Source organism: uncultured Dietzia sp. (assembly GCF_937873725.1).
Lineage (GTDB): Bacteria > Actinomycetota > Actinomycetes > Mycobacteriales > Mycobacteriaceae > Dietzia.
Genome location: NZ_CALMYY010000121.1, coordinates 1 through 21,511, shown reverse-complemented (window position 1 = coordinate 21,511; position 21,511 = coordinate 1). Strand labels below are relative to the sequence as shown.

Here is a 21,511-nt window from a genome sequence, read left to right as displayed (position 1 = left end):
GGCCAACGGCGTGTTCGCGAGCGTCGATCAACTCGCCGAGGTGGACGGCGTCGGGCCCGCGACCCTGTCCCGCCTGCGGCCCCTCGTCACGGTGTGAGCGGGCCGCGGCCGCCGGGCCCGCAGGGCTCCGGGGCGGGGGGAGAGCGGGTCCCACCGGGGCGGCTCCCGGCTGTCCGCGATCTCAGGCTCGTCCTGCCGACGCTGGCGCTGTTCGCGGCGACCGCGGTGGCCGTCGGGGCCCGCCCGTCGACGGGGGCTGCGCTCGGGGTGGTCCTGGCCTCCTCGGCGGTGGTCGCGGCCACCTGGTCGGTGGGCGTGGGCGCGCGGGATCGGGTGGACCGCGCCGCCCTCGGGGTGCTCGCGATGGCGTGCGCCCTCGGGGCGGTCGGCGCGGGGGTCCAGGCGGCGCGGTCGCACGCGCTCGCCGCGCACCCGTTGGTCTCGCTGGTCGGCGCGCGGACGGGCGTCGAGGCCGTGGTGACGGGATTCGACCGTCCGGTCCGCAGCGGTGGCGTGATGGTCCCGGTCCGCGTCGAGGTCACGGGGTCGGGGGAGTCCGCGCGCGCCGCTCGCCTCGACGTGGTGGTGCTCGCCCGCGAAGGATGGCGGGGGCTGCCTCCCGGGACGCGGGTGCGGGCGTCGGTCGCGGTCCTGGACCCGCTCACCCCGGCGGACCCGCCGGGCCCGGGGGCCCGGCCCCCGCCTCGGGTGGTGGAAGGGCCGGGGATCTCCGGCCGGGGCCCCGCCGCGGTGCGGGAGCGGCTGCGCTCGGTCGCGGACCGCGCGCTCGAGGGCGAGGCGGTGGGACTGCTCCCGTCCGTCGTGCTGGGCGACGAGGGCGGGGTGTCCACCGAGACCCGGGACGAGTTCCGGTCGGCCGGACTGGCCCACCTCACGGCGGTGTCGGGTGCCAACACCACCTACGTCGTGGGGGCCGTGCTCCTGGCCGCGGCGGCGCTGGGTGCGGGCCGCCGGGGCCGGGTCGCGGCCGCGGCGGTGGCCTTGGCAGGGTTCGTGGGCGTGGTGGGTCCGGAACCCGCCGCGCTCCGCGCCGGCGGCACCGGGGCGGTTCGCCGCGCTCAGCACACACCGCCAGGGGCGGCCGCTGGCGGCCCTGGCGGGCGTGGTGTTGCTCGTCGCGCTCCTCGATCCCGTCACCGCCACCGGGGCCGGGTTCCTCCTGTCGGTGAGTGCGACCGCGGCGCTCGTCCTGGCGGCACGCCCGGTCGCGGTACGGATCTGCCGACCGTGGATGCCCGGGCCCGTCGCCGACGTGCTGGCCGTGTGCGTGGTGGCCCACGTGGCCACTCTGCCGGTGGTGGTGGCCGCCGGGCTCGGGACGGGGCCGTGGTCCCTGCCGGCGAACCTCGCGGTGGCGCCGGCGGTGCCGGTGGTCACGGTGCTCGGGACGGCCGCCGCCGCGCTCGGGCCGGTGTGGGAGGGCGGCGCCGTGCTGCTCGCCGCGGCGTGTGCCCCCGCGCTGTGGTGGCTCGACACGGTCGCGGGGATCGTGGCCGCCCTGCCGGGGTCGCCGCACCCGGCGCCGCCGGGACCGGGATGACCCCGAGGCGGGACCGGACGTGTCGGGCCCGCGTGGCACCATGTCGGAGGTAGACCACAGCGGGGACGACGACGGTGACATCGACGGTGACATCGACGGTGACGACGACGAGGAGAGCGGCGGATGGCAGCAGGGTCCGGTCCGCATGCGCTGCACCTGATTCTCGGGGAGGACGAGTTCCTCACCGAGCGCGCCACGATGGGCATCGTCGCGTCCGTGCGTGCGGCCGCACCCGCCGGGGAGGAACCGCCGGTTGTCTCCCGTCTCGGTGGGCCGGAGGTCAGCGCGCCGCAGCTGTTCGAGCTGCTCTCCCCGTCCCTGTTCGGGGAGGCCCGGATCGTGGTGATCACCGGGGCGGCGGAGCTGGGCAAGGACGCGCAGGCGGCGGTGATGGGTGCCGCCCACGATCTGCCCGAGGAGACGGTCCTGGTGGTCCAGCACACGGGCGGAGGACGCGCCAAGACGCTCGTCCCCGACCTGCGCAAGGCCGGGGCGGAGGAGCACGCCGCCGGCAAGCTCTCCCGACACATGGACGTGGTGGGCTTCGTCCGCTCGGAGTTCCGCGGGCTGGACGTCCGGGTGGCCCCCGAGGCCTGCGAGGCGCTGGTCGAGGCGGTGGGGACCGACCTGCGCCGGCTGGCCTCCGCCTGTGGACAGCTCGTGGCCGACACCGGCGGCAAGGTGGACGTGGAGGCGGTGCGGCGCTACCACTCGGGGGTCGTCGGGATCAGCGGCTTCACCGTGGCCGAGCGGGCGGTGGTCGGCGACGTGGCCGGGGCGATCGAGGCGCTCGAGTGGGCGATGCACACGGGGGTCCCGCACGTCGTGCTCGCCGACGCCCTGGCGGACGCGGTCAACTCGATCGCCCTGGTCGGGACCCAGCGTGGCGCCGCCCCCGCGGACCTGGCCCGTCAGGGGTTGCCACCGTGGAAGGTCAAGAAGGTCACCGCCCAGACCCGGCACTGGTCCATCGAGACGCTGGGCACCGCGCTGCAGGTGGTGGCACGTCTGAACGGCGAGGTCAAGGGGCAGGCGGAGGACACGTCCTACGCGTTGGAACGCGCCATCCGACGGGTGGGGTCGCTGGCCGCCTCGGGAGGGGTCGGCTAGGCCGGCCGGACAACGGCCCGGCCCGCGGACAACGACAAGGGCCCACGCCGCGCACTCGGGTGGTGCGGGGTGGGCCCTCGGAGCCGCGTCGCGGCGGTGGCCGCCGCGGGGCTGGGCGCCTCAGGGGAGAGGCGCCGGGGAGTGCATCAGAGCGCGTTGACGGCCTTGGCGAGCGCCGACTTCTTGTTGGCGGCCTGGTTCTGGTGGATGACACCCTTGGTGGCGGCCTTGTCGAGCTGACGGGAGGTGGCGACGAGCAGCGCGCCGGCCTTGGCCTTGTCGCCGGCCTCGGTGGCCTCGCGCAGGTTCCGGATGGCGGAGCGCAGGGCCGACTTGGTCGACTGGTTGCGGAGGCGGTTGCGCTCGTTGGTGAGGTTCCGCTTGATCTGGGACTTGATGTTGGCCACTCGTCGCACCTTCGGTCGTGTGTCGGCGGGGCCCTGAGGATCCCGCCGAGCTGATGTCATGTCTCTAGTCCGTCCGGACACGTGGAACGTGATCCGGTGGACACCGACGGCCCACCTTACCAGCGGCGGTGTCACCGGCCAAAACGCTCCGCGATCCCCCGCCGGCCGTGGGTCAGCGCCAGCCGTAGTCCGACCGCAGCCGGCCGGCGACCTCCTCGAACCTCTCCCGCGGGCAGATCGCGCCCTCCCGCCGGATCCCGGCCTCGGGCACGTCCAGCACGCGGTCCAGGCGGACCCAGCTCGGTCGGCCCTCCGGGTCCCACGGCCCGCTGCCGAGCCCCAGCCACCCCTCGTCGTCGGCACGCTTGTCCCGCGACGAGAGCTGGAGGCCGAGCAGACGGTCCCCGTCCCGGCCCACCACGAGGACGGGACGATCCTTGCCGCGGCCGTCGTTCTCCTCGAACTCCACCCAGGTCCACACGATCTCGCCCGGGTCCGCGCGACCGTCGAGGTCGGGCGCGTACGCGATCGTCCGGGCGCGGCTGGACGTGTGAGCGGTGCCGGTGGTGGTGGGCCGGCCCCCGCCGCCGGGGTCGCGGGAGAGGGCGGGGGAGAGGCCGCGCTCATCGAGGCGCCTGCGCACCTCGCGCGCCACCGTCGGTCCGTACCTCTGACCCATCCGAAGCGCGGAGCGGCCCATGCGGGACCAGTCGATTGCCATGGATGCCAGGGTAACGAGGTGCTCCCGACCGGCGCGGATTAAGATCGTGACTTATGGACATGGTGTGCGTGATCGTGTGGGCGTCGGATGCGGACGCGGGAACCGGGGACCCGGCGGGGTTGCGGTCGAGGATCGGGGCGGCGGTCGAGGGGCCGTTGGCCGCGCTGGGCGTGGAGCGGTACCTGGTCAACGTTCGCGACGAGGCGGTGGCCGGCGCGATGATCGACGTGCAGGTGACCGAGCGGCCCGTGCTCGCCGTGGTCCGCGCCCGCGTGCCGGTCGCCTCGGCCACGGCGCTGGCGGATCTGCTCGAGGGGGCGCGGGCGATCGGTCCGGTGTCGGCGTGGTCGGTGACGGCGTCCGAGCCGCTCCCCATCGCGGACCCGACCGAGGGGGACCGGTGCGAGGGGATGTCCCAGATCGCGATCCTGCGCCGGCCCGAGCGGATCGAGCGCGAACAGTGGCTGCGCACGTGGCTTGAGGAGCACACCACGGTCGCGGTCGACACCCAGTCCACGAGTGGCTACCTCCAGCACGTGGTGGTGCGGGCCCTCACCGAGGACGCGCCGCGGATCGACGCGATCGTGGAGGAGGTCCTCCCGCTCGCCGCGGCGACCGACCTGACGGTGTTCTTCGGTGCCCCCGGCGACGAGGCCCGCATGGCGGCCAACATGCAGGCCATGGGCGCCTCGACCGCACGGTTCCTCGATGACGGCACGGTCGATGCGATCCCCACCGGGCGGTACGTGATGCGTATCCGGGGTCCACACATGTGACAATGGGAGTCATCGCCCGGTCGGACCGCACCCAGCCACGTCCGGGCCCGCCCCCAGGAGTGATCGAGATTCCCAACTTCGCAGAGACGACGTTCACCGATCCAGCCAGGATCAGGAACTTCTGCATCATCGCGCACATCGACCACGGCAAGTCGACGTTGGCTGACCGCATGCTGCAGCTGACCGGCGTCGTCGAGGAGCGGCTCATGCGGGCCCAGTACCTCGACCGCATGGACATCGAACGCGAACGCGGCATCACCATCAAGGCACAGAACGTCCGCCTGCCGTGGGTGCCCCGCTCGGGTGCCCACGTCGGCGAGGAGATCGTGCTGCACATGATCGACACCCCCGGCCACGTGGACTTCACCTATGAGGTCTCCCGTGCGCTCGAGGCGTGCGAGGGCGCGATCCTCCTGGTGGACGCCGCGCAGGGGATCGAGGCGCAGACGCTGGCCAACCTGTACCTGGCCATGGAGAACGACCTCGAGATCATCCCGGTGCTCAACAAGATCGACCTGCCGGCGGCGGACCCGGACCGGTTCGCCGAGGAGATCTCGCACATCATCGGGTGCGAGCCCGGCGACGTCCTGCGCGTGTCCGGCAAGACGGGCGAGGGCGTGGACGCGCTGCTGGACAAGGTCTGCGACGTGATCCCGGCGCCCGTCGGCGACCCCGACGCCCCGGCCCGCGCGATGATCTTCGACTCGGTCTACGACACCTACCGCGGGGTGGTGACCTACGTCCGGGTGTTCGACGGTTCGCTCCGGCCGCGCGAGAAGGTCAGGATGATGTCGACGGGCAGCACCCACGAGGCGCTCGAGGTGGGGATCATCTCGCCCGAGCCCAAGGCCACCACGGGGCTCGGTCCCGGCGAGGTGGGATACCTCATCACCGGCGTCAAGGACGTCCGCCAGTCCAAGGTCGGCGACACGGTGACCAGCGCGCGGGGTGGCGCCGAGGAGGCGCTGGCCGGGTACAAGGAACCCAACCCGATGGTGTTCTCCGGGCTGTACCCGATCGACGGGTCCGACTACCCGGTCCTGCGCGACGCCCTGGACAAGCTGCAGCTCAACGACGCCTCGCTGGACTACGAGCCGGAGACCTCGGTGGCGCTGGGCTTCGGCTTCCGCTGCGGCTTCCTGGGGCTGCTGCACATGGAGATCACCCGCGACCGGCTGGAGCGCGAGTTCGACCTCGACCTCATCTCCACCGCCCCGAACGTGGTGTACCGCGTGATCGCGGAGGACGGCACCGAGCACCAGGTCACCAACCCGTCGTACTGGCCCGAGGGCAAGCACCGCGAGATCTTCGAGCCGATCGTCAAGTGCACGATCATCGTCCCCAGCGAGTTCGTGGGCACGGTGATGGAGCTGTGTCAGTCCAAGCGGGGCGAGATGAAGGGCATGGACTACCTGTCCGAGACCCGCGTCGAGCTGCGGTACATCATGCCGATGGGCGAGATCATCTTCGACTTCTTCGACTCGCTCAAGTCGCGCACCAAGGGCTACGCGTCGATGGACTACGAGGAGGCCGGCGAGCAGCAGGCGGATCTGGTCAAGGTCGACATCCTGCTGCAGGGCGAGGCGGTGGACGCGTTCAGTGCGATCGTGCACCGCGACTACGCGCAGGGCTACGGCAACAAGATGACGGGCAAGCTCAAGGAGCTCATCCCGCGCCAGCAGTACGAGGTGCCGATCCAGGCCGCCATCGGCGCGAAGATCATCTCCCGCGAGAACATCCGCGCGATCCGCAAGGACGTGCTCTCCAAGTGCTACGGCGGCGACATCAGCCGCAAGCGCAAGCTGCTGGAGAAGCAGAAGGAGGGCAAGAAGCGCATGAAGTCCATCGGCCGCGTGGACGTGCCGCAGGAGGCCTTCGTCGCCGCGCTGTCGGCGGAGTCGAGCGCGGACAAGAAGTAGCCGCCGGCTCGTCGTCGTCGTCCCTCACGTCCGGGCGCGGTGGCGCCGCACGGCGCAGCGGTTGGTGCAGCGCGTCGAGCAGTAGGTCTTGCGGCCGTTCCGGGTGACGTCGGCAAAGACCCGCTCGCAGTCGTCGGCCGCGCACCGGGCCAGCCGGTCGATCCCGCGCGAGGTCAGGTGTAGCGCGGTGCCGACCGAGAACATGGCGGTGAGCAGGCGCGCGAACGACACGTCGTCGGCGCGGTAGTGCACGTGCCAGTGCCCGTCGTGGTCGGTGAGCCGCGGCGGCGCCGAGTGCTCGGCGAGCAGGGCGTTGAGGGCGTCGGCGCGCCCGTGCGGCGCGGTGGTGTCCACGACGACGAGCCACGCGTCGAGGAACCGGTCGACCTCCGCCAGGTCCGCGTCCGAGGCGGTCCGATCGATAGTCACCCCCGATTCGCGGCAGCGGTCCACCAGTTCGCGGGTGGTGCGGGGGCGGCGATTGGCCAGGTCGGCGGCGAGGGTGACCGGATCGGCGCCGTAAGGGTTGATATACACAAACCGATTACAGCACAGTGGTCCGCATGCCTCAGTCGCTCGCGGGCCTCGCCGCGTCCCCCGCCGTCGGGATCTCGGTGTGGGTGCTCGCCGCGCTCGTCCTGGCGGCCTTCGTCGCCGGGTGGGTCGACTCGGTGGTCGGCGGCGGCGGGCTCATCCAGCTGCCGGCGCTCGTGATCGCGCTGCCCGCGGACGCCTCGACCCCGGAGATCCTCGGGACCAACAAGCTCTCGTCGGTGGCGGGGACGCTGGTCGCCACCCTGACGTACCTGCGCACGATCCGGGTGCCCGTCGGCATGGTCCTGCCGCTGGTGGTGGCGGCCTTCGCGGGCTCGGCGGCGGGCTCGTCGGTGGCCCGGTTCATCCCCAAGGACCTGCTCACCCCCGTCGTCCTGGTGGCGGTGGTCGCCGTGGGCGCGTACACGTATCTCAAGCCGACGCTGGGCCGCGTCCACGAGGAGCGGCACTCCGGCTGGTCGCGGGCCTGGCGCTCCGGCCTGATCGGCGTGGTGATCGGCTTCTACGACGGGGTGCTGGGACCCGGGACGGGGTCGTTCTTCGTCATCGCGATCGTGGCGTTCCTGGGGTTCGGCTTCCTCCAGGGCACGGTCGCGGCCAAGCTCGCCAACCTCACCACCAATCTCGCCTCGATCCTGGTGTTCGGCATCCACGGCGAGGTGCTCTGGGTCCTCGGCGGCTGCATGGCGATCGCCAATCTCGCCGGCGGCTTCATCGGCGCCAAGATGGCGATGCGCCACGGCAACGAGTTCATCCGCACCGTGTTCCTCGTGGTCATCGGCGTCCTGGCGATCAAGCTGGCCTGGGACACCGTCGCACAGTGGACGGGCTGACGGCCGGGCGCGGGGCCGGGCGCGGGGCAGGGGGCTCGGTCGGAGTGCCGACGTAGACTCGGCCCCATGACCCTCCCGACCCCAGACACCGACCGCCACCCGTTGCTCGACGAGTCACCGTTGCCGTACGGGCTGCCGGACTTCGCGGCGATCGAGGACTCGGACCTGGAACCGGCGATCCGCACCGCCATCGACGACCACGCGGCCGAGATCGCCGCGATCGTCTCCAACCCGGAGGCGCCGACGGTGGAGAACACCGTGATCGCGCTCGAACGCTCCGGTCTCGCGCTCACCCGGGTGCTGTCCGTCTTCTACGGTCTCCTCGGGCCGGACGCCACGAGCGCGCGCCTGGACATCGACAGGGTGGTCTCGCCGCTGTTGGCGGCGCACCACTCGGCGGTGATGACCGATCAGGGACTGTTCGCGCGGGTCGACGCCGTCCACTCGGCGCTCGGGGCGGACGGGTCGCCGGAGGCGGAGTCCGGGGTCGACGACGAGACCGGCCGGCTCATCCGTCGACACCACCGTGACCTGCTGCGCGCCGGCGCCGGGCTCGACGACGCCGGCCGCGAACGCCTGACCGCGATCGACACCCGGCTCGCCGGACTGACCACCGCGTTCGGGGAGAACCTGCTCGCCTCCACCAGTGAGTCGGCCGTCCACGTCACCGACGAGTCCGAGCTGGCGGGCCTGCCCGCGTCGACGCGGTCGACGCTCGCCGCCGGTGCCGCCGACGCGGGCCTCGACGGGTGGCTCATCCCGCTGGGACTGCCCACCGTGCAGCCGATCACGGCGTGGCTGGATGACGCGGGCCTGCGGCGTCGGGTCATGGAGGCGTCGCTGCGCCGGGGGGCCACCCCGGATCACGACAACGCCCCGATCGTGCTGGAGATCGTCCGTCTCCGTGCCGAGCGCGCCCGGTTGCTCGGGTTGGGCAGCCACGCCGAGCACGTCCTGGCCGTGGAGACCGCCGGGTCACCCGAGGCGGCGCGCGGTCTGCTGCTCGACGTGGTGGATGCGGCCGTCACCAATGCGCGGGGCGAGGCCAAGGACCTGCTCGGAGGGGACGACCGCGAGGTGGACCCCGCCGACTGGGCCTGGGCGTCCGAGCGCCTGCGCGCCGACCGCTTCCAGGTGGACGACGCGACGGTCCGGCCGTACTTCGAGCTGGAACGCGTGCTCCGCGACGCCGTCATGTACTCCGCGACCGAGCTCTACGGGCTTCGGTTCTCCGAACGCGCGGACCTGGCGGGGTACCTCCCCGACGTCCGGGTGTTCGAGGTCTTCGACGAGGACCACGACGAGCAGGACGCCGGGATCGGGCTGCTGTTGCTCGACTACTACGCCCGGCCGACCAAGCGTGGCGGTGCCTGGATGACGTCGTTCCGCGACCAGTCCCGGCTCCTGGACTCGCGGCCCGTCGTGGTGAACGTCATGAACCTCGCGCGTCCCGCGGCGGGTGAACCGACGCTGCTCACCATGGACGAGGTCACCACGATGTTCCACGAGTTCGGGCACGCCCTGCACGGGTTGCTCTCCGACGTGCGGTATCCGGTGTTCTCCGGCACCTCGGTGCCGCGGGACTTCGTGGAGTTCCCCTCCCAGGTCAACGAGATGTGGGCCCGACGACCCGAACTGCTGGCGCACTACGCCCGGCACGTGGAGACCGGCGACACGATCGGGGAGGACCTCGTCGCGCGGATGCGCGAGGCGGAGCGCTTCGGGGAGGGTCAGGCCACGGTGGAGTACCTGGCCGCCGCGCTGCTCGACCTGGCGTGGCACTCGCTGTCCCCCGAGGAGGCCGAGGCGGTCACCGACATCGACCGGTTCGAGGCCGGGGTGCTCGCCGAGGCGGGGCTCGACGTCCCCGGCGTCGAACCCCGGTACCGCTCGCGGTACTTCCAGCACATCTTCGCCGGCGGGTACTCGGCCGCCTACTACTCCTATTTCTGGGCGGAGGTCCTCGACGCGGACGCCGCCGAGTGGTTCGCCGCCCGCGGCGGGCTGCAGCGGTCCTCCGGGGACGCGATGCGTCGTGAGGTGCTCGCCCGGGGCGGGGCCATCGACTTCCTCGACGCCTACCGCGCCCTGCGCGGGTCGGACCCGAGCCCGGCGGCGCTGCTGCGCCGCCGGGGGCTCGACAGTTCCGTGGTGGGTGGCCGTGAGGTCGCGGCCGCGGGGCGGTCGTAGGATCAGCCCGTGACGGCGTTCCTGGAGTTCTGGGACAGGGTCGAGCTCTGGCTCGCCACCCTGCCGTTCCCCATCCAGGTGTTCATCATGCTGGCGGCGGGTGTCCCGCTGTTCGCCCTCGTCGCGGTACCGGTGGAGAAGGTGGCGGACGTGCTCGTCCATCGGTTCCGCGGCCTCGTCGCCGCCGACTCCGCCGGCACCGCCGAGACCGGGAAGGAGGTTCTCTGATGCCCCGGTCGCGTGTGACTCTCGCGCTGATCCTGCTCATCGCGCTCGTCGTGATCGCCTGGATCCTCATCGACGTCCTCTGACGTGGAGCGGTCGAGGGATCGACCGCCGTGGAACGACCCGCGCACGTACACTGCCCTCCATGCAGCGCTTGAGTGGACTGGACGCCAGCTTCCTGTACTTCGAGACCCGGGCCCAGCTCCTCCACGTGTGTGGGTTGATCGTCCTGGACGTCTCGGAGATGGAGGACGGGTATTCGTTCGGCGCGCTCCGGGCGGAGTTGAACCGGCGGGTCACCGGCATGCCCACGTTCCGCCGCAAGCTCCACGATTCGCTGATCAACGTGGATCACCCGGTGTGGGTCGAGGCCGAGGACTTCGACATCGACCACCACCTCCACCGGGTGGGCATCCCCCAGCCCGGCGGGGATCGCGAACTCGCGGAGCTGTGCGCCCATCTGGCCAGCCAGCCGATCGACCGGTCCATGCCGTTGTGGCAGATGTACGTCATCGAGGGGCTCGCCGACGGGGGAGTCGCCGTCTTCGCCAAAATGCACCACTCCACGGTCGACGGCGTGACGGGCGCCAACATGATGTCTCAGCTGTGCACCCTCACCCCCGACGATCCGTCGCTCGACCGGGAGTTGGTCGAGGAGACCGCCGGCGGCTCGGGTGCACTCGAACTCGCGGTGGGCGGGGCCCTGTCGCGGCTGGCCACACCGTGGCGGCTGGCGTCCCTGCTGCCCGGCACCCTCGGGGTGCTGCCGTCGTGGATCAACCGGGCCCGCAAGGGGCTCGCCATGCCGGCGCCGTTCACCGCCCCGCGCACGCCGTTCAACCGCACGATCACCGGACACCGGTCGATCTCGTACGTGAGCGTCGACCTCGAGGACATCAAGCGGGTCAAGAACGCCTTCGGCACGACGGTCAACGACGTCGTGTTGGCGGTGTGTTCCACCGCGCTGCGCAAGTACCTCGACGACCTGGACGCACTCCCGGGCAAGCCGCTCATCGCGATGGTCCCGATGTCGGTTCACGCCGCCGAGTCGCGCCCGGGCACGAACCGGGTCTCCGGCATGTTCATGTCATTGTCCACGGACATCGACGACCCGGTCGAGCGGCTCGAGGCGATCCGCGACGCCAACACGGTCGCCAAGGACCACACCAACGCCCTCGACGCCAACCTCCTGACCGACTGGGCGCAGTTCGCCGCGCCCTCGGTCTTCGGCTCGGCCGTGCGGATGTACTCGCGGCTTCGATTGTCCGAGCGCCATCCCGTCGTCCACAACCTCGTCATCTCCAACGTTCCGGGCCCCAACATCCCGCTGTACTTCCTCGGGGCCAGGATCAAGAGCATGCTGCCGATGGGACCGGTCTTCCACGGTGCGGGGTTGAACTGCACGGTGATGTCGTTGGACGGCAGCCTGCACTTCGGGTTCATCGCGTGCAAGGACCTCGTCCCCGACCCGTGGCCGCTCGCGGAGGCGGTCGAGGAGGCCATGAAGGAGTACGTGGACGCCGCGGCCGAGCGGGAGGCCAGCGGCGAACCCACAGTCCAGCGCCGGTCCGCGGGGGAGCTGGCGGCGGCGCGCAAGGAACGACGGAAGTCCTCGCGGCAGGCGTCGGGGCGCCAGTCGTCGGCGGTCACCGACTCCGCTGCAGACCAGGGCGCGGTGCCGGCGAAGAAGGCCCCCGCGAAGAAGGCCCCCGCGAAGAAGGCACTCGCCAAGAAGGCGCCGGCTAAGAAAGCCCCCGCGAAGAAGGCGCTGGCGACGAAGGCCGCGCCCGCGACGAAGGTCGCGCCCGCGACGAAGGCCGCGCCCGCCAAGAAGGCCGCGGCCAAGGGTGCCACGCGCGCGAAGAATGCCGCGGCCAAGCCGACGGGATCGAAGCCGGTCGCGCCCACTCCCGCAGCGCCCACCCCCGCAGCACCCACGTCCACCGTGTCCGCTCCCGCCGCCTCCGACTCGGCCAGCACTCCGACGGGTGGTGAGATCGGGACGGGATCCGCGTCCGGTCAGGCGTGACCGCCGGGCCCCACGACCCCGTCCGGCTCGCGCTGTCCCCACCGGAGCGTGATGCGGACGCCCCGTTCGGGATCTATCTGCACGTCCCGTTCTGCGCGTCCCGCTGCGGCTACTGCGACTTCAACACCTACACGGCGGGCGAGCTCGGTTCGGCCACCTCGCCCGCCGACTGGGAACGGGCCGCCACCCTGGAGATCGAGCGCGCCGCGGCGGTCCTCGCCGGGGCCGGAACCCCGCCCACGGTCGACACGGTCTTCGTCGGCGGGGGGACGCGGTCCCTCGTCGGTGCGGACGTCCTGGTGGGGATGCTCGACCGCATCAGGTCGACCTTCGGACTCACCCCCGGCGCCGAGGTGACCACCGAGAGCAACCCGGAGTCCACGTCGCCGGAGTTCTTCGACCGGCTGCGGGAGGGCGGGTACACCCGGATCTCCCTGGGCATGCAGTCCACCGCCGCCCACGTCCTGCGCGTCCTGGACCGGGTCCACACCCCGGGCCGCCCGCAGGAGGCGGTCGCCGAGGCGCGACGGGCGGGCTTCGAGCACGTCAACCTCGACGTGATCTACGGGACACCGGGGGAGACCGACGACGACCTCGCGCGCACCCTCGACGCCGTCGTGGCCTCCGGCGTGGACCACGTGTCCGCCTATTCCCTCATCGTCGAGGACGGCACCGCGTTGGCCCGGCGGATCCGCAGGGGTGAACTCCCGGGGACGGTCGAGGACGTGCTGGCCGACCGCTACGAGCAGGTCGCCGCCCGGCTGTCCCGCTCCGGGTTCCACTGGTACGAGGTCTCCAACTTCGCGACCGGCGAGTCCGGGTACTGCCGACACAACCTGGGGTACTGGCGTGGCGGGGACTGGTGGGGCATCGGCCCGGGTGCGCACTCCCACGTCGCCGGACACAGGTGGTGGAACCTCCGGCACCCGGCCCGCTACGCCGCGGCGTGCGACGCGGGGGACCTGCCCGTCGAGGGTGGGGAGACGCTCGACCACGCCGACCGTCACCTCGAGCGGATCATGACCGGGCTCCGCCTGGCGGAGGGGTTGCCGGACGAGGCGTTCACCACCGGTGAGCGGACGCGGGCGGACCTCCAGGTCGAGGCGGGCCTGCTCCGGCGTCGGTCCGGGGCGGGGCTCGGGCCCGGATACGCGCTCACCGAGGCGGGCCGGCTGCTCGCGGACGGCGTCGTGCGCGACGTGCTCCTCTGAGCGCCTGTCCTAGAATCGACGGGACGCGACCGCGAGGAGGAGGAACCCATGTCGAGTACGGCCGATCGTAGGACCGAGGTCTTGCGCGCGATCGTCTCCGACTACATCGCCTCGCAGGAGCCGGTCGGGTCCAAGTCGCTGGTCGACCGCCATTCCCTGGGCGTGTCGAGCGCGACCATCCGTAACGACATGGCCGTCCTCGAGGCCGAGGGCTTCATCGTCCAACCCCACACCAGTTCCGGGCGGATCCCCACGGAGAAGGGGTATCGGCACTTCGTCGACTCGATCGAGGAGATCACGCCGCTGTCCCGCGCCCAACGCAGGGCCATCCAGGCATTCCTGGAGGGCGCGGTCGACCTGGACGACGTCCTCCGGCGCGCGGTGCGCCTGCTCTCGCAACTCACCCGCCAGGTCGCCGTCGTCCAGTATCCGGTCCTCGGGCGCTCCACCGTCCGCCACCTGGAGGTGGTGAGCCTGGCGCCGACCCGCCTCCTCCTGGTGGTCATCACCGACACCGGACGCGTGGACCAGCGGGCCGTGGAACTCGGTGCCCCGCTGGCGGGCGAGGACCTCGCGGAGCTGCGGACGCTGCTGTCCGAGGCGGTGGCCAACAAGCGGCTCGGGGACGCGGCCGAGTCGCTCTCGGCGACACCGGAGCGCGCTCGGCCCGGGTACCGCGACGCCGCGGCGCGATGCGTCACGGTGCTGGTGGAGACGCTCGTCGAGCAGCCCGACGATCGGATCGTCCTGGGCGGGACGGCCAATCTCACCCGGAACGCGGCCGACTTCGACGGCTCCCTGCGCTCGGTCCTCGAGGCGCTGGAGGAGCAGGTGGTGATCCTGAGGCTGCTCTCGGCCGCGCAGGCGGTGGGTCGGGGCGGCCCCGCGGGGGTCACGGTCCAGATCGGCGAGGAGACCCAGGCGGCGGAGATCAGGGGCGCGTCGGTCGTCTCCTCCGTCTACGGCTCCGACGGGCAGATGCTGGGCGGGATGGGGGTGCTCGGGCCCACACGGATGGACTACCCGGGAACAATCGCCTCGGTCGCCGCTGTTGCCCACTACGTGGGCGAGATCCTGTCCGGGCACTGACGCCCGTAGCCTCGTCCGGGACCACGTCCCATATCCGGTTTCAGATCCAGTTCAGACGAAAGGCGACACGTGTCACGCGACTACTACGGAACCCTCGGGGTCGATCGGGGTGCCTCGGAGTCCGAGATCAAGCGCGCCTACCGCAAGCTCGCCCGTGAGCTGCACCCCGACGTCAACCCGTCGGATGAGGCGCGGGAGAGGTTCACCGAGATCACGGCGATGTACGAGGTGCTCACGGACCCGGAAAAGCGCCGGATCGTGGACATGGGTGGCGACCCACTCGACTCCTCGCCCGGCGGCGGGTACGGCGGCGGCTTCGGCGGCGGCGGGTTCGGTGGGGGTGGCCTGGGCGACGTCTTCGAGGCGTTCTTCGGCGGCGGCGGCGGGGGTGGTGGCCGCGGGCCGCGCAGCCGCGTGCAGCCGGGTTCCGACGCGCTCATCCGTGTGAACCTGACGTTGGACGAGTGCGCGACCGGCGTCACCAAGGAGATCCAGGTCGACACCGCGGTCCTCTGCGAGTCCTGCCACGGCAAGGGCTCCGCCGGCGACGCCCCGCCCGCGAAGTGCGGGATGTGCCAGGGGCAGGGCGAGATCCAGTCCGTCCAGCGTTCGCTGCTGGGCAACATCATGACCAGCCGCCCGTGCCCCACCTGCTCGGGCACCGGCGAGGTCATCACCGACCCGTGCGGGTCCTGTACCGGGCAGGGACGGGTCCGCAAGCGCCGCACCGTCTCCGCCAAGATCCCCGCCGGCGTCGGCGGCGGGATGCGCATCCGGCTGGCGGGTCAGGGCGAGGTCGGGCCCGGTGGAGGCCCGGCCGGTGACCTCTACATCGAGGTCAACGAGCGCACTCACCCCGTGTTCGTGCGAGACGGGGAGGACCTGCACTGCACGGTCCGCGTCCCGGTCGTGGACGCCATCCTCGGCGGCAGCGTGGAGCTGGAGACCGTGGTGGGCGAGAACCTCGAGATCGAGATCCCCGCGGGAACCCAGCCGGGACACACCGTCACCCTCACCGGCCGCGGCATGCCGCGGGTCCGCGGGGGCGGGGCCGGTGACCTCACCGTGCACATGGAGGTGGTCGTCCCCGAGAAGCTCGACCGGAAGCGGCGCGACCTCGTGGAGCAGCTGCGCACGCTCGGCGGCGCGTCGACCGAGGTCGTCAACGAGGACACCGCCCGGCGCGGCGGACTGTTCTCCCGACTGCGCGACGCGGTCGCGGGCCACTGACCCGGTGACCCCGCCTCTCTTCCGGGTCTCGGCCGTCCCCCCGGTCGGCGGGTCCGTCGTCCTCGACGGCGCCGAGGGCAGACACGCCGGGGCGGCGCTGCGCGTGCGACCCGGGGAGCGGGTCCGCGTGGGGGACGGCCGCGGGGCCGTGGCGGACTGTCGGGTCACGACGGCCGACCAGCGCAGGGTCGAGGCGGACGTGATCGCCCGCGAGGACGTGCGCCGGCCCTCGCCCGAGGTGACGGTGGTGCAGGCGCTGCCGAAGTCCGAGCGCTCGGAGCTCGCGGTGGAGCTGGCCACGGAGGCCGGCGCCGACCGGATCGTGCCGTGGCAGGCCGACCGTTGCGTGAGCCGGTGGGCCGGTCCCAAGATCGACAAGGGTCGGGCGAAGTGGGAGAACGCGGCGCGGGCCGCGGCCAAGCAGTCGCGGCGGGCGTGGGAGCCGGAGATCGGCGAGCTGGTCGACTCCACGGCCCTCACCGCGCTCGTGGCCGCCGAGGTCGCCGCCGGTGCCACTGCGCTGGTGCTCCACGAGGACGGCTCCGTCCCGTTCGCCGACGCGGTGACCGCGGGGCCGGTCGGGGAGCGGATCCTCCTCGTCGTCGGACCCGAGGGCGGCGTCTCGGACGCCGAGATCGACTCCCTCTCCCACGTCGGGGCACGCGCGGTGGTGCTGGGACCCGAGGTCCTGCGCACGTCCACGGCCGCCGCGGTCGCCCTCTCGGCCCTCGGCGTTCTCACGCGGAGATGGGCCGCCCCGGGGACTACACTCGACTCATCCGCACCACCACCCAGGGAGTGATCCACGTAAGCACCCCAGAGAACGACGCAGTCACCGGGACGGCCGGGGCCGATCCGGGAGTCGCCCGCCGGAACTCCGGCGACTCGCCCGCCCGCACCGCGGTCCAACTCGACCCCGACCTGGCCATGGCGGTGCTCGGTGCGGCGGACGCCAACCTGCGGTCCCTTGAGGATCTGCTGGACGCCGACCTGCACGTCCGGGGCGGCACCATGACCATCTCCGGTGCCCCGAGGGCCGTCGACCAGGCCTCGCGGGTGGTCGCCGACCTGCTGCGGCAGGCGCGCAGGGGTGTGGAGATCACCCCGGCCTCGGTACGTCGGTCGGTCGAGATCCTCGCCGACTCCGGCCCCCTCACCCCCGAGGAGGTCCTGGGCACCGACGTCCTCTCCCGGCGGGGGGGCATGATCCGGCCCAAGACGGTGGGGCAGAAGCGCTACGTCGACGCGATCGACGAGCACACGGTGGTGTTCGGGCTCGGCCCCGCCGGTACCGGCAAGACCTACCTCGCGATGGCCAAGGCCGTCGCCGCGCTCCGCGCCAAGGACGTCAGCAGGATCATCCTCACCCGGCCGGCCGTCGAGGCGGGGGAGCGGCTCGGCTACCTGCCGGGCACCCTGCACGAGAAGATCGATCCGTACCTGCGCCCGCTGTACGACTCGCTGCACGACATGATGGACCCCGAGACGATACCCAAGCTGATGGCGGCCGGGGTGATCGAGGTCGCGCCGCTGGCGTACATGCGCGGGCGCACCCTCAACGACGCGTTCATCATCCTCGACGAGGCGCAGAACACCACGCCGGAGCAGATGAAGATGTTCCTCACCCGCCTCGGCTTCGGATCGAAGATCGTCGTGACCGGCGACATCACCCAGATCGACCTCCCCGGCGGCCAGCGTTCGGGGCTCAAGGTGGTGCGCGACATCCTGGCCGGGGTCGACGACATCCACTTCTCCGAACTCACCTCCAAGGACGTGGTCCGGCACGCGCTCGTCGCCCGGATCGTCGACGCCTACGCCAAGCACGAGGAGCGCCTCGACCGGGGCGAGAAACCCACCGCAGTCCACAGGAAGAGGGAGCACCGCCACCGATGAGTATCGAGGTCGCCAACGAGTCGGGCGTGGAGGTCGACGAGGCAGAACTCATCGACGTGGCCGCGTTCGTGATCGGCCGGATGGACGTCCACCCGGCCGCCGAGCTGTCGATCACGCTCGTGGACAAGGACACGATGGCCGATCTCCACGTGACGTGGATGAACCTGCCGGGCCCCACCGACGTCATGAGCTTCCCCATGGACGAGCTCACGCCCGGTGGGCGGCCCGACCTGCCGGATCCCGGGCCGGCGATGCTCGGCGACATCGTGCTGTGCCCGGCGTTTGCCGCCGACCAGGCCGCCAGCTCCGGTCATCCGCTCGCGCACGAGCTCGCCCTGCTGACCGTCCACGGGTGCCTGCACCTGCTGGGGTACGACCACGTCGAGCCGGCCGAGGAACGCGAGATGTTCGGGCTGCAGAACGAGCTGTTGGGCGAGTGGTACGACCACCGCGCCGACGCTCCGCGTGAGGACGCCTGACCAGTGGAAGACACCATCCTCACGGCCGCGGCGGCCGTCCTCCTCATCCCCGTCGCCGGGGTGTTCGCCGCCCTCGACGCCGCGCTGAGCACCGTCTCGGTGGCCCGTGTCGAGGAGATGGCCAAGGAGAACCGCTACGGCGCGGCCCGGCTGTCCCGGATGCTCGTCAGCCGTCCCCGCTACATCAACGTCACCGTCCTACTACACCTGCTGAGTCTGGTGGCGAGCGCGGCACTGTTCACCATGGTGTTCGGTGAGCTGATCGCGTCGACGGCCTGGGCGCTGGCCGCCGCGATCGCGGTGACGACCATCGCGGCGTACGTGGTCGCCGGGGTCGGTCCCCGCACCCTGGGGCGCCAGCACGCGTATTCGCTCGCGCTCGGCTCCTCGACGCCGCTCTCCCTGACCGGGTTCATCCTGGGGCCGGTGGCCACACTGCTGGTGGGCGTCGGCAACGCCGTCACCCCGGGGCGCGGCTTCCGCAACGGCCCCTTCGCGTCCGAGATCGAGCTGCTCGAGATGGTGGACATGGCGCGGGAACGCGGAGTGGTCGCCGACGACGAGTCGCGCATGATCCAGTCCGTGTTCGAACTCGGGGACACCACCGCACGCGAGGTGATGACCCCGCGTACGGAGATGGTGTGGATCGAATCGGACAAGACGGTCGGGCAGGCGGCCCGGTTGACTGTCAGGTCCGGGTATTCACGCATCCCGGTGGTGGCGGGCGACAACTCCGACGACGTGGTGGGCGTGGTGTACCTCCGCGACATCGTGGCCCGGCTCGACGACCCGGACGGTCGCGCCGCCCCGGTGGCGGAGGTGATGCGGCCGGCGGTGTTCGTGCCGGACGCGAAGCCGATCGACGACCTCCTGGCGGAGATGCAGCGGGACCACAACCACCTGGCGATCCTCGTCGACGAGTACGGCGGCACCGCCGGGCTGGTGTCGATCGAGGACATCCTCGAGGAGATCGTCGGCGAGATCGTGGACGAGTACGACACCACCGAGGTGGCACCCATCGAGGTGATGGGGGACGGGGTCTACCGGCTCTCGGCCAGGCTCGGGCTCGACGAGGTCGCCGAGCTGTTCGACCTGGAGTTCCCGGACGAGGTGACCGAGGAGGTCGAGACCGTCGGCGGGCTGCTCGCCCTGGAGCTCGGTCGGGTGCCGCTCCCGGGCGCGCACGTGGTCTCCACCGGCCTCGACCTCCGCGCCGAGGGCGGCCACGACCGCCGCGGCCGCGTCAAGGTGGTCACCGTGGTTGCACGACGAACCGGGTCGACCGACCCGGAGGACGACTCCGATCGCAGAGGCGAGGGGAACCGATGACCACCCCAGAGGGATTCAGGAGCGGGTTCGTCAGCTTCGTGGGCCGACCCAACACCGGCAAGTCCACGCTGACCAACGCGCTCGTCGGCGAGAAGATCGCCATCACGTCCTCGCGACCACAGACCACGCGTCACGCGATCCGTGGCCTGGTCCACCGCCCGGACGCCCAGATCATCCTGGTCGACACCCCCGGTCTCCACCGGCCCCGCACCCTCCTCGGGGAACGGCTCAACGCGCTGGTGGAGGACACCTACTCCGACGTCGATCTGATCGGCCTCTGCATTCCCGCCGGGGAGCGGATCGGGCCCGGCGACAGGTGGATCCTCGAGCAGGTGCGCAAGCTCTGCCCCACCACGCCGATCCTCGGTCTGGTCACCAAGATCGACACCGTCTCCAAGAAGAGGGTCATGGAGCAGCTCATGGCGGTCTCCACCCTGCTCGGGCCGGGCTCGGAGGTCGTCCCGGTGTCGGCGGCGTCCGGTGAGCAGGTGGATGTGGTGGCCGACGTGATCGCCTCCCTGCTGCCCGAGGGGCCGCGGTTCTACCCCGACGACGTGGTCACCGAGGAGTCCGACGAGACCCGGATCGCCGAGCTCATCCGGGAGGCGGCGCTGGAGGGCGTCCGGGACGAGCTCCCGCATTCCATCGCGGTGGCGATCGAGGAGATCCTCCCGCACGAGGGCCGCGACGACATGATGGACGTCCACGCGATCGTCTACGTCGAACGGCAGAGCCAGAAGGCGATCGTGCTGGGTAGGGGCGGATCGCGCATGCGGGACGTCGGTAGTCAGGCGCGGGCGGGGATCGAGAAGCTGCTGGGCACCAAGGTGTACCTGGACCTGCACGTCAAGGTGCTCAAGGAGTGGCAGCGCGATCCCAAGATGCTCGGCAGGCTGGGCTTCTAGGCCCGGCGGCCGGCCCACCGGCGCAGCCTGGCGCCGATCACGGCGGCGGGTGGGACAATGGTCGTCCGACACACGCAGGGGAGGAGGCCACGATGCACCCGTTCACCGACATCGGCCTCGTCGTGCGCACCTACGACCTCGGTGAGGCGGACCGGATCGTCACCCTGCTCACCGAGCAGCACGGACTGGTCCGTGCGGTCGCGCGCGCGGTGCGCCGCACCCGGTCGCGGATGGGGGCCAGCCTCGAGCCGTTCGCGGTGGTCGAGGTCCAGATCGCCCCGGGACGGGGACGGAGCGGCCTGGGCACCGTGAGGCAGGCGTCGAGCAGGGAGTCGCTCGCGCGGCCGCTCGTCGCGGACTACCCGGCCTACACCTCCGGCTGCGTGGTCCTGGAGACCACGGAACGCCTGGCGGGCGAGGAGGGTGCACCCGCCCCGCGGTTGCTCGGCCTGGCCGTCGGGGCCCTCCGCTCCCTCGCCGAACACCGACGCGCGCCCGGCCTGGTCGCCGACGCCTTCCTCCTGCGGGCGATGGCGGCGTCCGGCTGGGAGCCCGTCCTGGACTGCTGCGTGCGCTGCGGGGTGGTGGGCCCACACCGCGCGTTCCACGTGGCCTCCGGCGGTACCGTGTGCGTCCACTGCCGGCCGCAGGGGTGCGCGATGCTCTCGCCCGGGGTGACCGAGCACCTGTCGGCCCTGCTGGGCGGGGAGTGGGACGCCGTGGCCACGTCGTCGCCCGCCGTCGTCCGTCAGGCCTCCGGGATCGCCTCGGCGCACCTGCAGTGGCACCTCGAGCGAGACCTGCGCAGCCTGCCCCTGGTCGACCGCGGAGCGGTCGACCCCTGTCCCGTCCAACCCGTGGAGGACCCTCGTGCCCGGAATGCCCAGATTTCGTAAGCGCCCCACCGGGGTGGGCGTCGCGGCGGGGGGGACGGTGCGGCCCCCCACCCCCCACCCGTCGGGGGTGGGGGCGCCCGCCATTACCGCCGAGTTCTTCCCCCCCCCCGGCGGGCGCAGCCGCGCGCGCCCCGGGGGCATGTGGGGGGGGGA

Annotated in this window: 19 protein-coding genes and 3 pseudogenes; 19 read left to right on the top strand and 3 right to left on the bottom strand. The window is 72.1% G+C overall.

Annotation, left to right across the window (positions count from 1 at the left end):
- The 4 genes and pseudogenes from Q0444_RS13210 to holA form a co-directional block, all read left to right on the top strand.
- Positions 1 to 97: pseudogene (locus tag Q0444_RS13210) on the top strand (type II secretion system protein GspK); the annotation flags it as partial.
- 266 nt (positions 98 to 363) lie between these two features.
- Positions 364 to 1,002: pseudogene (locus Q0444_RS13205) on the top strand (ComEC/Rec2 family competence protein); the annotation flags it as partial.
- Positions 1,003 to 1,123: 121 nt separating this feature from the next.
- Positions 1,124 to 1,561, top strand: coding sequence for a ComEC/Rec2 family competence protein (locus Q0444_RS13200; RefSeq protein WP_299023429.1), 438 nt, complete (start codon positions 1,124 to 1,126; stop codon positions 1,559 to 1,561).
- 123 nt (positions 1,562 to 1,684) lie between these two features.
- On the top strand, positions 1,685 to 2,671 hold the full coding sequence (holA, locus tag Q0444_RS13195; RefSeq protein WP_291081969.1) for a DNA polymerase III subunit delta: 987 nt from the start codon (positions 1,685 to 1,687) through the stop codon (positions 2,669 to 2,671).
- Positions 2,672 to 2,817: 146 nt separating this feature from the next.
- Here the strand turns inward: holA and rpsT are convergent, their stop codons facing one another.
- Positions 2,818 to 3,078 carry a 30S ribosomal protein S20 gene (rpsT, locus tag Q0444_RS13190; RefSeq protein WP_291081970.1) on the bottom strand — a complete coding sequence of 87 codons (261 nt, stop codon included), beginning with the start codon at positions 3,076 to 3,078 and terminating at the stop codon, positions 2,818 to 2,820.
- A 172-nt stretch (positions 3,079 to 3,250) separates the two neighbouring features.
- Positions 3,251 to 3,799, bottom strand: coding sequence for a type II toxin-antitoxin system PemK/MazF family toxin (locus Q0444_RS13185; protein WP_291081972.1), 549 nt, complete (start codon positions 3,797 to 3,799; stop codon positions 3,251 to 3,253).
- A 53-nt stretch (positions 3,800 to 3,852) separates the two neighbouring features.
- On the opposite strand from Q0444_RS13185, the gene Q0444_RS13180 reads away from it, so the two are divergent.
- The gene (locus tag Q0444_RS13180) at positions 3,853 to 4,575 is read left to right on the top strand and encodes a hypothetical protein (RefSeq protein ID WP_291081974.1); all 723 of its coding nucleotides are present in this window, start codon (positions 3,853 to 3,855) and stop codon (positions 4,573 to 4,575) included.
- Positions 4,576 to 4,577: 2 nt separating this feature from the next.
- Entirely contained in the window at positions 4,578 to 6,494 is a 1,917-nt protein-coding gene (lepA, locus tag Q0444_RS13175; protein WP_349679616.1) for a translation elongation factor 4, read from the top strand.
- A 24-nt stretch (positions 6,495 to 6,518) separates the two neighbouring features.
- On the opposite strand, the gene Q0444_RS13170 is transcribed toward lepA, so the two are convergent.
- Positions 6,519 to 7,031 carry a CGNR zinc finger domain-containing protein gene (locus Q0444_RS13170; RefSeq protein WP_291081978.1) on the bottom strand — a complete coding sequence of 171 codons (513 nt, stop codon included), beginning with the start codon at positions 7,029 to 7,031 and terminating at the stop codon, positions 6,519 to 6,521.
- Positions 7,032 to 7,057: 26 nt separating this feature from the next.
- Here Q0444_RS13170 and Q0444_RS13165 point away from each other — a divergent pair, with 26 nt between their 5' ends.
- From Q0444_RS13165 to recO, 13 genes and pseudogenes are all read left to right on the top strand, one after another.
- On the top strand, positions 7,058 to 7,882 hold the full coding sequence (locus tag Q0444_RS13165; RefSeq protein WP_291081980.1) for a TSUP family transporter: 825 nt from the start codon (positions 7,058 to 7,060) through the stop codon (positions 7,880 to 7,882).
- Between the two features lie 66 nt (positions 7,883 to 7,948).
- Complete coding sequence (locus Q0444_RS13160; protein WP_291081982.1) at positions 7,949 to 10,072, top strand: M3 family metallopeptidase; 2,124 nt, start codon at positions 7,949 to 7,951, stop codon at positions 10,070 to 10,072.
- 9 nt (positions 10,073 to 10,081) lie between these two features.
- On the top strand, positions 10,082 to 10,300 hold the full coding sequence (locus tag Q0444_RS13155) for a hypothetical protein (RefSeq protein ID WP_291081984.1): 219 nt from the start codon (positions 10,082 to 10,084) through the stop codon (positions 10,298 to 10,300).
- A gap of 142 nt (positions 10,301 to 10,442) precedes the next feature.
- A pseudogene (locus Q0444_RS13150) lies at positions 10,443 to 11,822 on the top strand (wax ester/triacylglycerol synthase family O-acyltransferase); the annotation flags it as partial.
- Between the two features lie 536 nt (positions 11,823 to 12,358).
- On the top strand, positions 12,359 to 13,537 hold the full coding sequence (hemW, locus tag Q0444_RS13145) for a radical SAM family heme chaperone HemW (protein ID WP_299023431.1): 1,179 nt from the start codon (positions 12,359 to 12,361) through the stop codon (positions 13,535 to 13,537).
- 48 nt (positions 13,538 to 13,585) lie between these two features.
- On the top strand, positions 13,586 to 14,626 hold the full coding sequence (gene hrcA / locus Q0444_RS13140; protein WP_299023428.1) for a heat-inducible transcriptional repressor HrcA: 1,041 nt from the start codon (positions 13,586 to 13,588) through the stop codon (positions 14,624 to 14,626).
- Between the two features lie 69 nt (positions 14,627 to 14,695).
- Positions 14,696 to 15,856 (top strand): molecular chaperone DnaJ, encoded by a 1,161-nt coding sequence (gene dnaJ / locus Q0444_RS13135; RefSeq protein ID WP_291081989.1) that lies wholly within the window; start codon positions 14,696 to 14,698, stop codon positions 15,854 to 15,856.
- A gap of 4 nt (positions 15,857 to 15,860) precedes the next feature.
- Positions 15,861 to 16,658 (top strand): 16S rRNA (uracil(1498)-N(3))-methyltransferase, encoded by a 798-nt coding sequence (locus tag Q0444_RS13130; protein ID WP_291081992.1) that lies wholly within the window; start codon positions 15,861 to 15,863, stop codon positions 16,656 to 16,658.
- Positions 16,659 to 16,783: 125 nt separating this feature from the next.
- Positions 16,784 to 17,749 carry a PhoH family protein gene (locus Q0444_RS13125; protein WP_299023430.1) on the top strand — a complete coding sequence of 322 codons (966 nt, stop codon included), beginning with the start codon at positions 16,784 to 16,786 and terminating at the stop codon, positions 17,747 to 17,749.
- Positions 17,746 to 18,228, top strand: a complete 483-nt coding sequence (gene ybeY, locus Q0444_RS13120; RefSeq protein WP_291081998.1) for an rRNA maturation RNase YbeY — start codon at positions 17,746 to 17,748, stop codon at positions 18,226 to 18,228. Before Q0444_RS13125 ends, ybeY begins: the two co-directional genes overlap by 4 nt.
- 3 nt (positions 18,229 to 18,231) lie before the next feature.
- Positions 18,232 to 19,557, top strand: a complete 1,326-nt coding sequence (locus tag Q0444_RS13115) for a hemolysin family protein (RefSeq protein ID WP_291082000.1) — start codon at positions 18,232 to 18,234, stop codon at positions 19,555 to 19,557.
- Positions 19,554 to 20,462: a GTPase Era gene (era, locus tag Q0444_RS13110; RefSeq protein ID WP_291082002.1), complete on the top strand. Its 909-nt coding sequence runs from the start codon at positions 19,554 to 19,556 to the stop codon at positions 20,460 to 20,462. The genes Q0444_RS13115 and era overlap by 4 nt, the downstream gene beginning before the upstream one ends.
- Before the next feature lie 92 nt (positions 20,463 to 20,554).
- On the top strand, positions 20,555 to 21,358 hold the full coding sequence (gene recO, locus Q0444_RS13105; protein ID WP_299023427.1) for a DNA repair protein RecO: 804 nt from the start codon (positions 20,555 to 20,557) through the stop codon (positions 21,356 to 21,358).
- Positions 21,359 to 21,511: the final 153 nt, after the last annotated feature.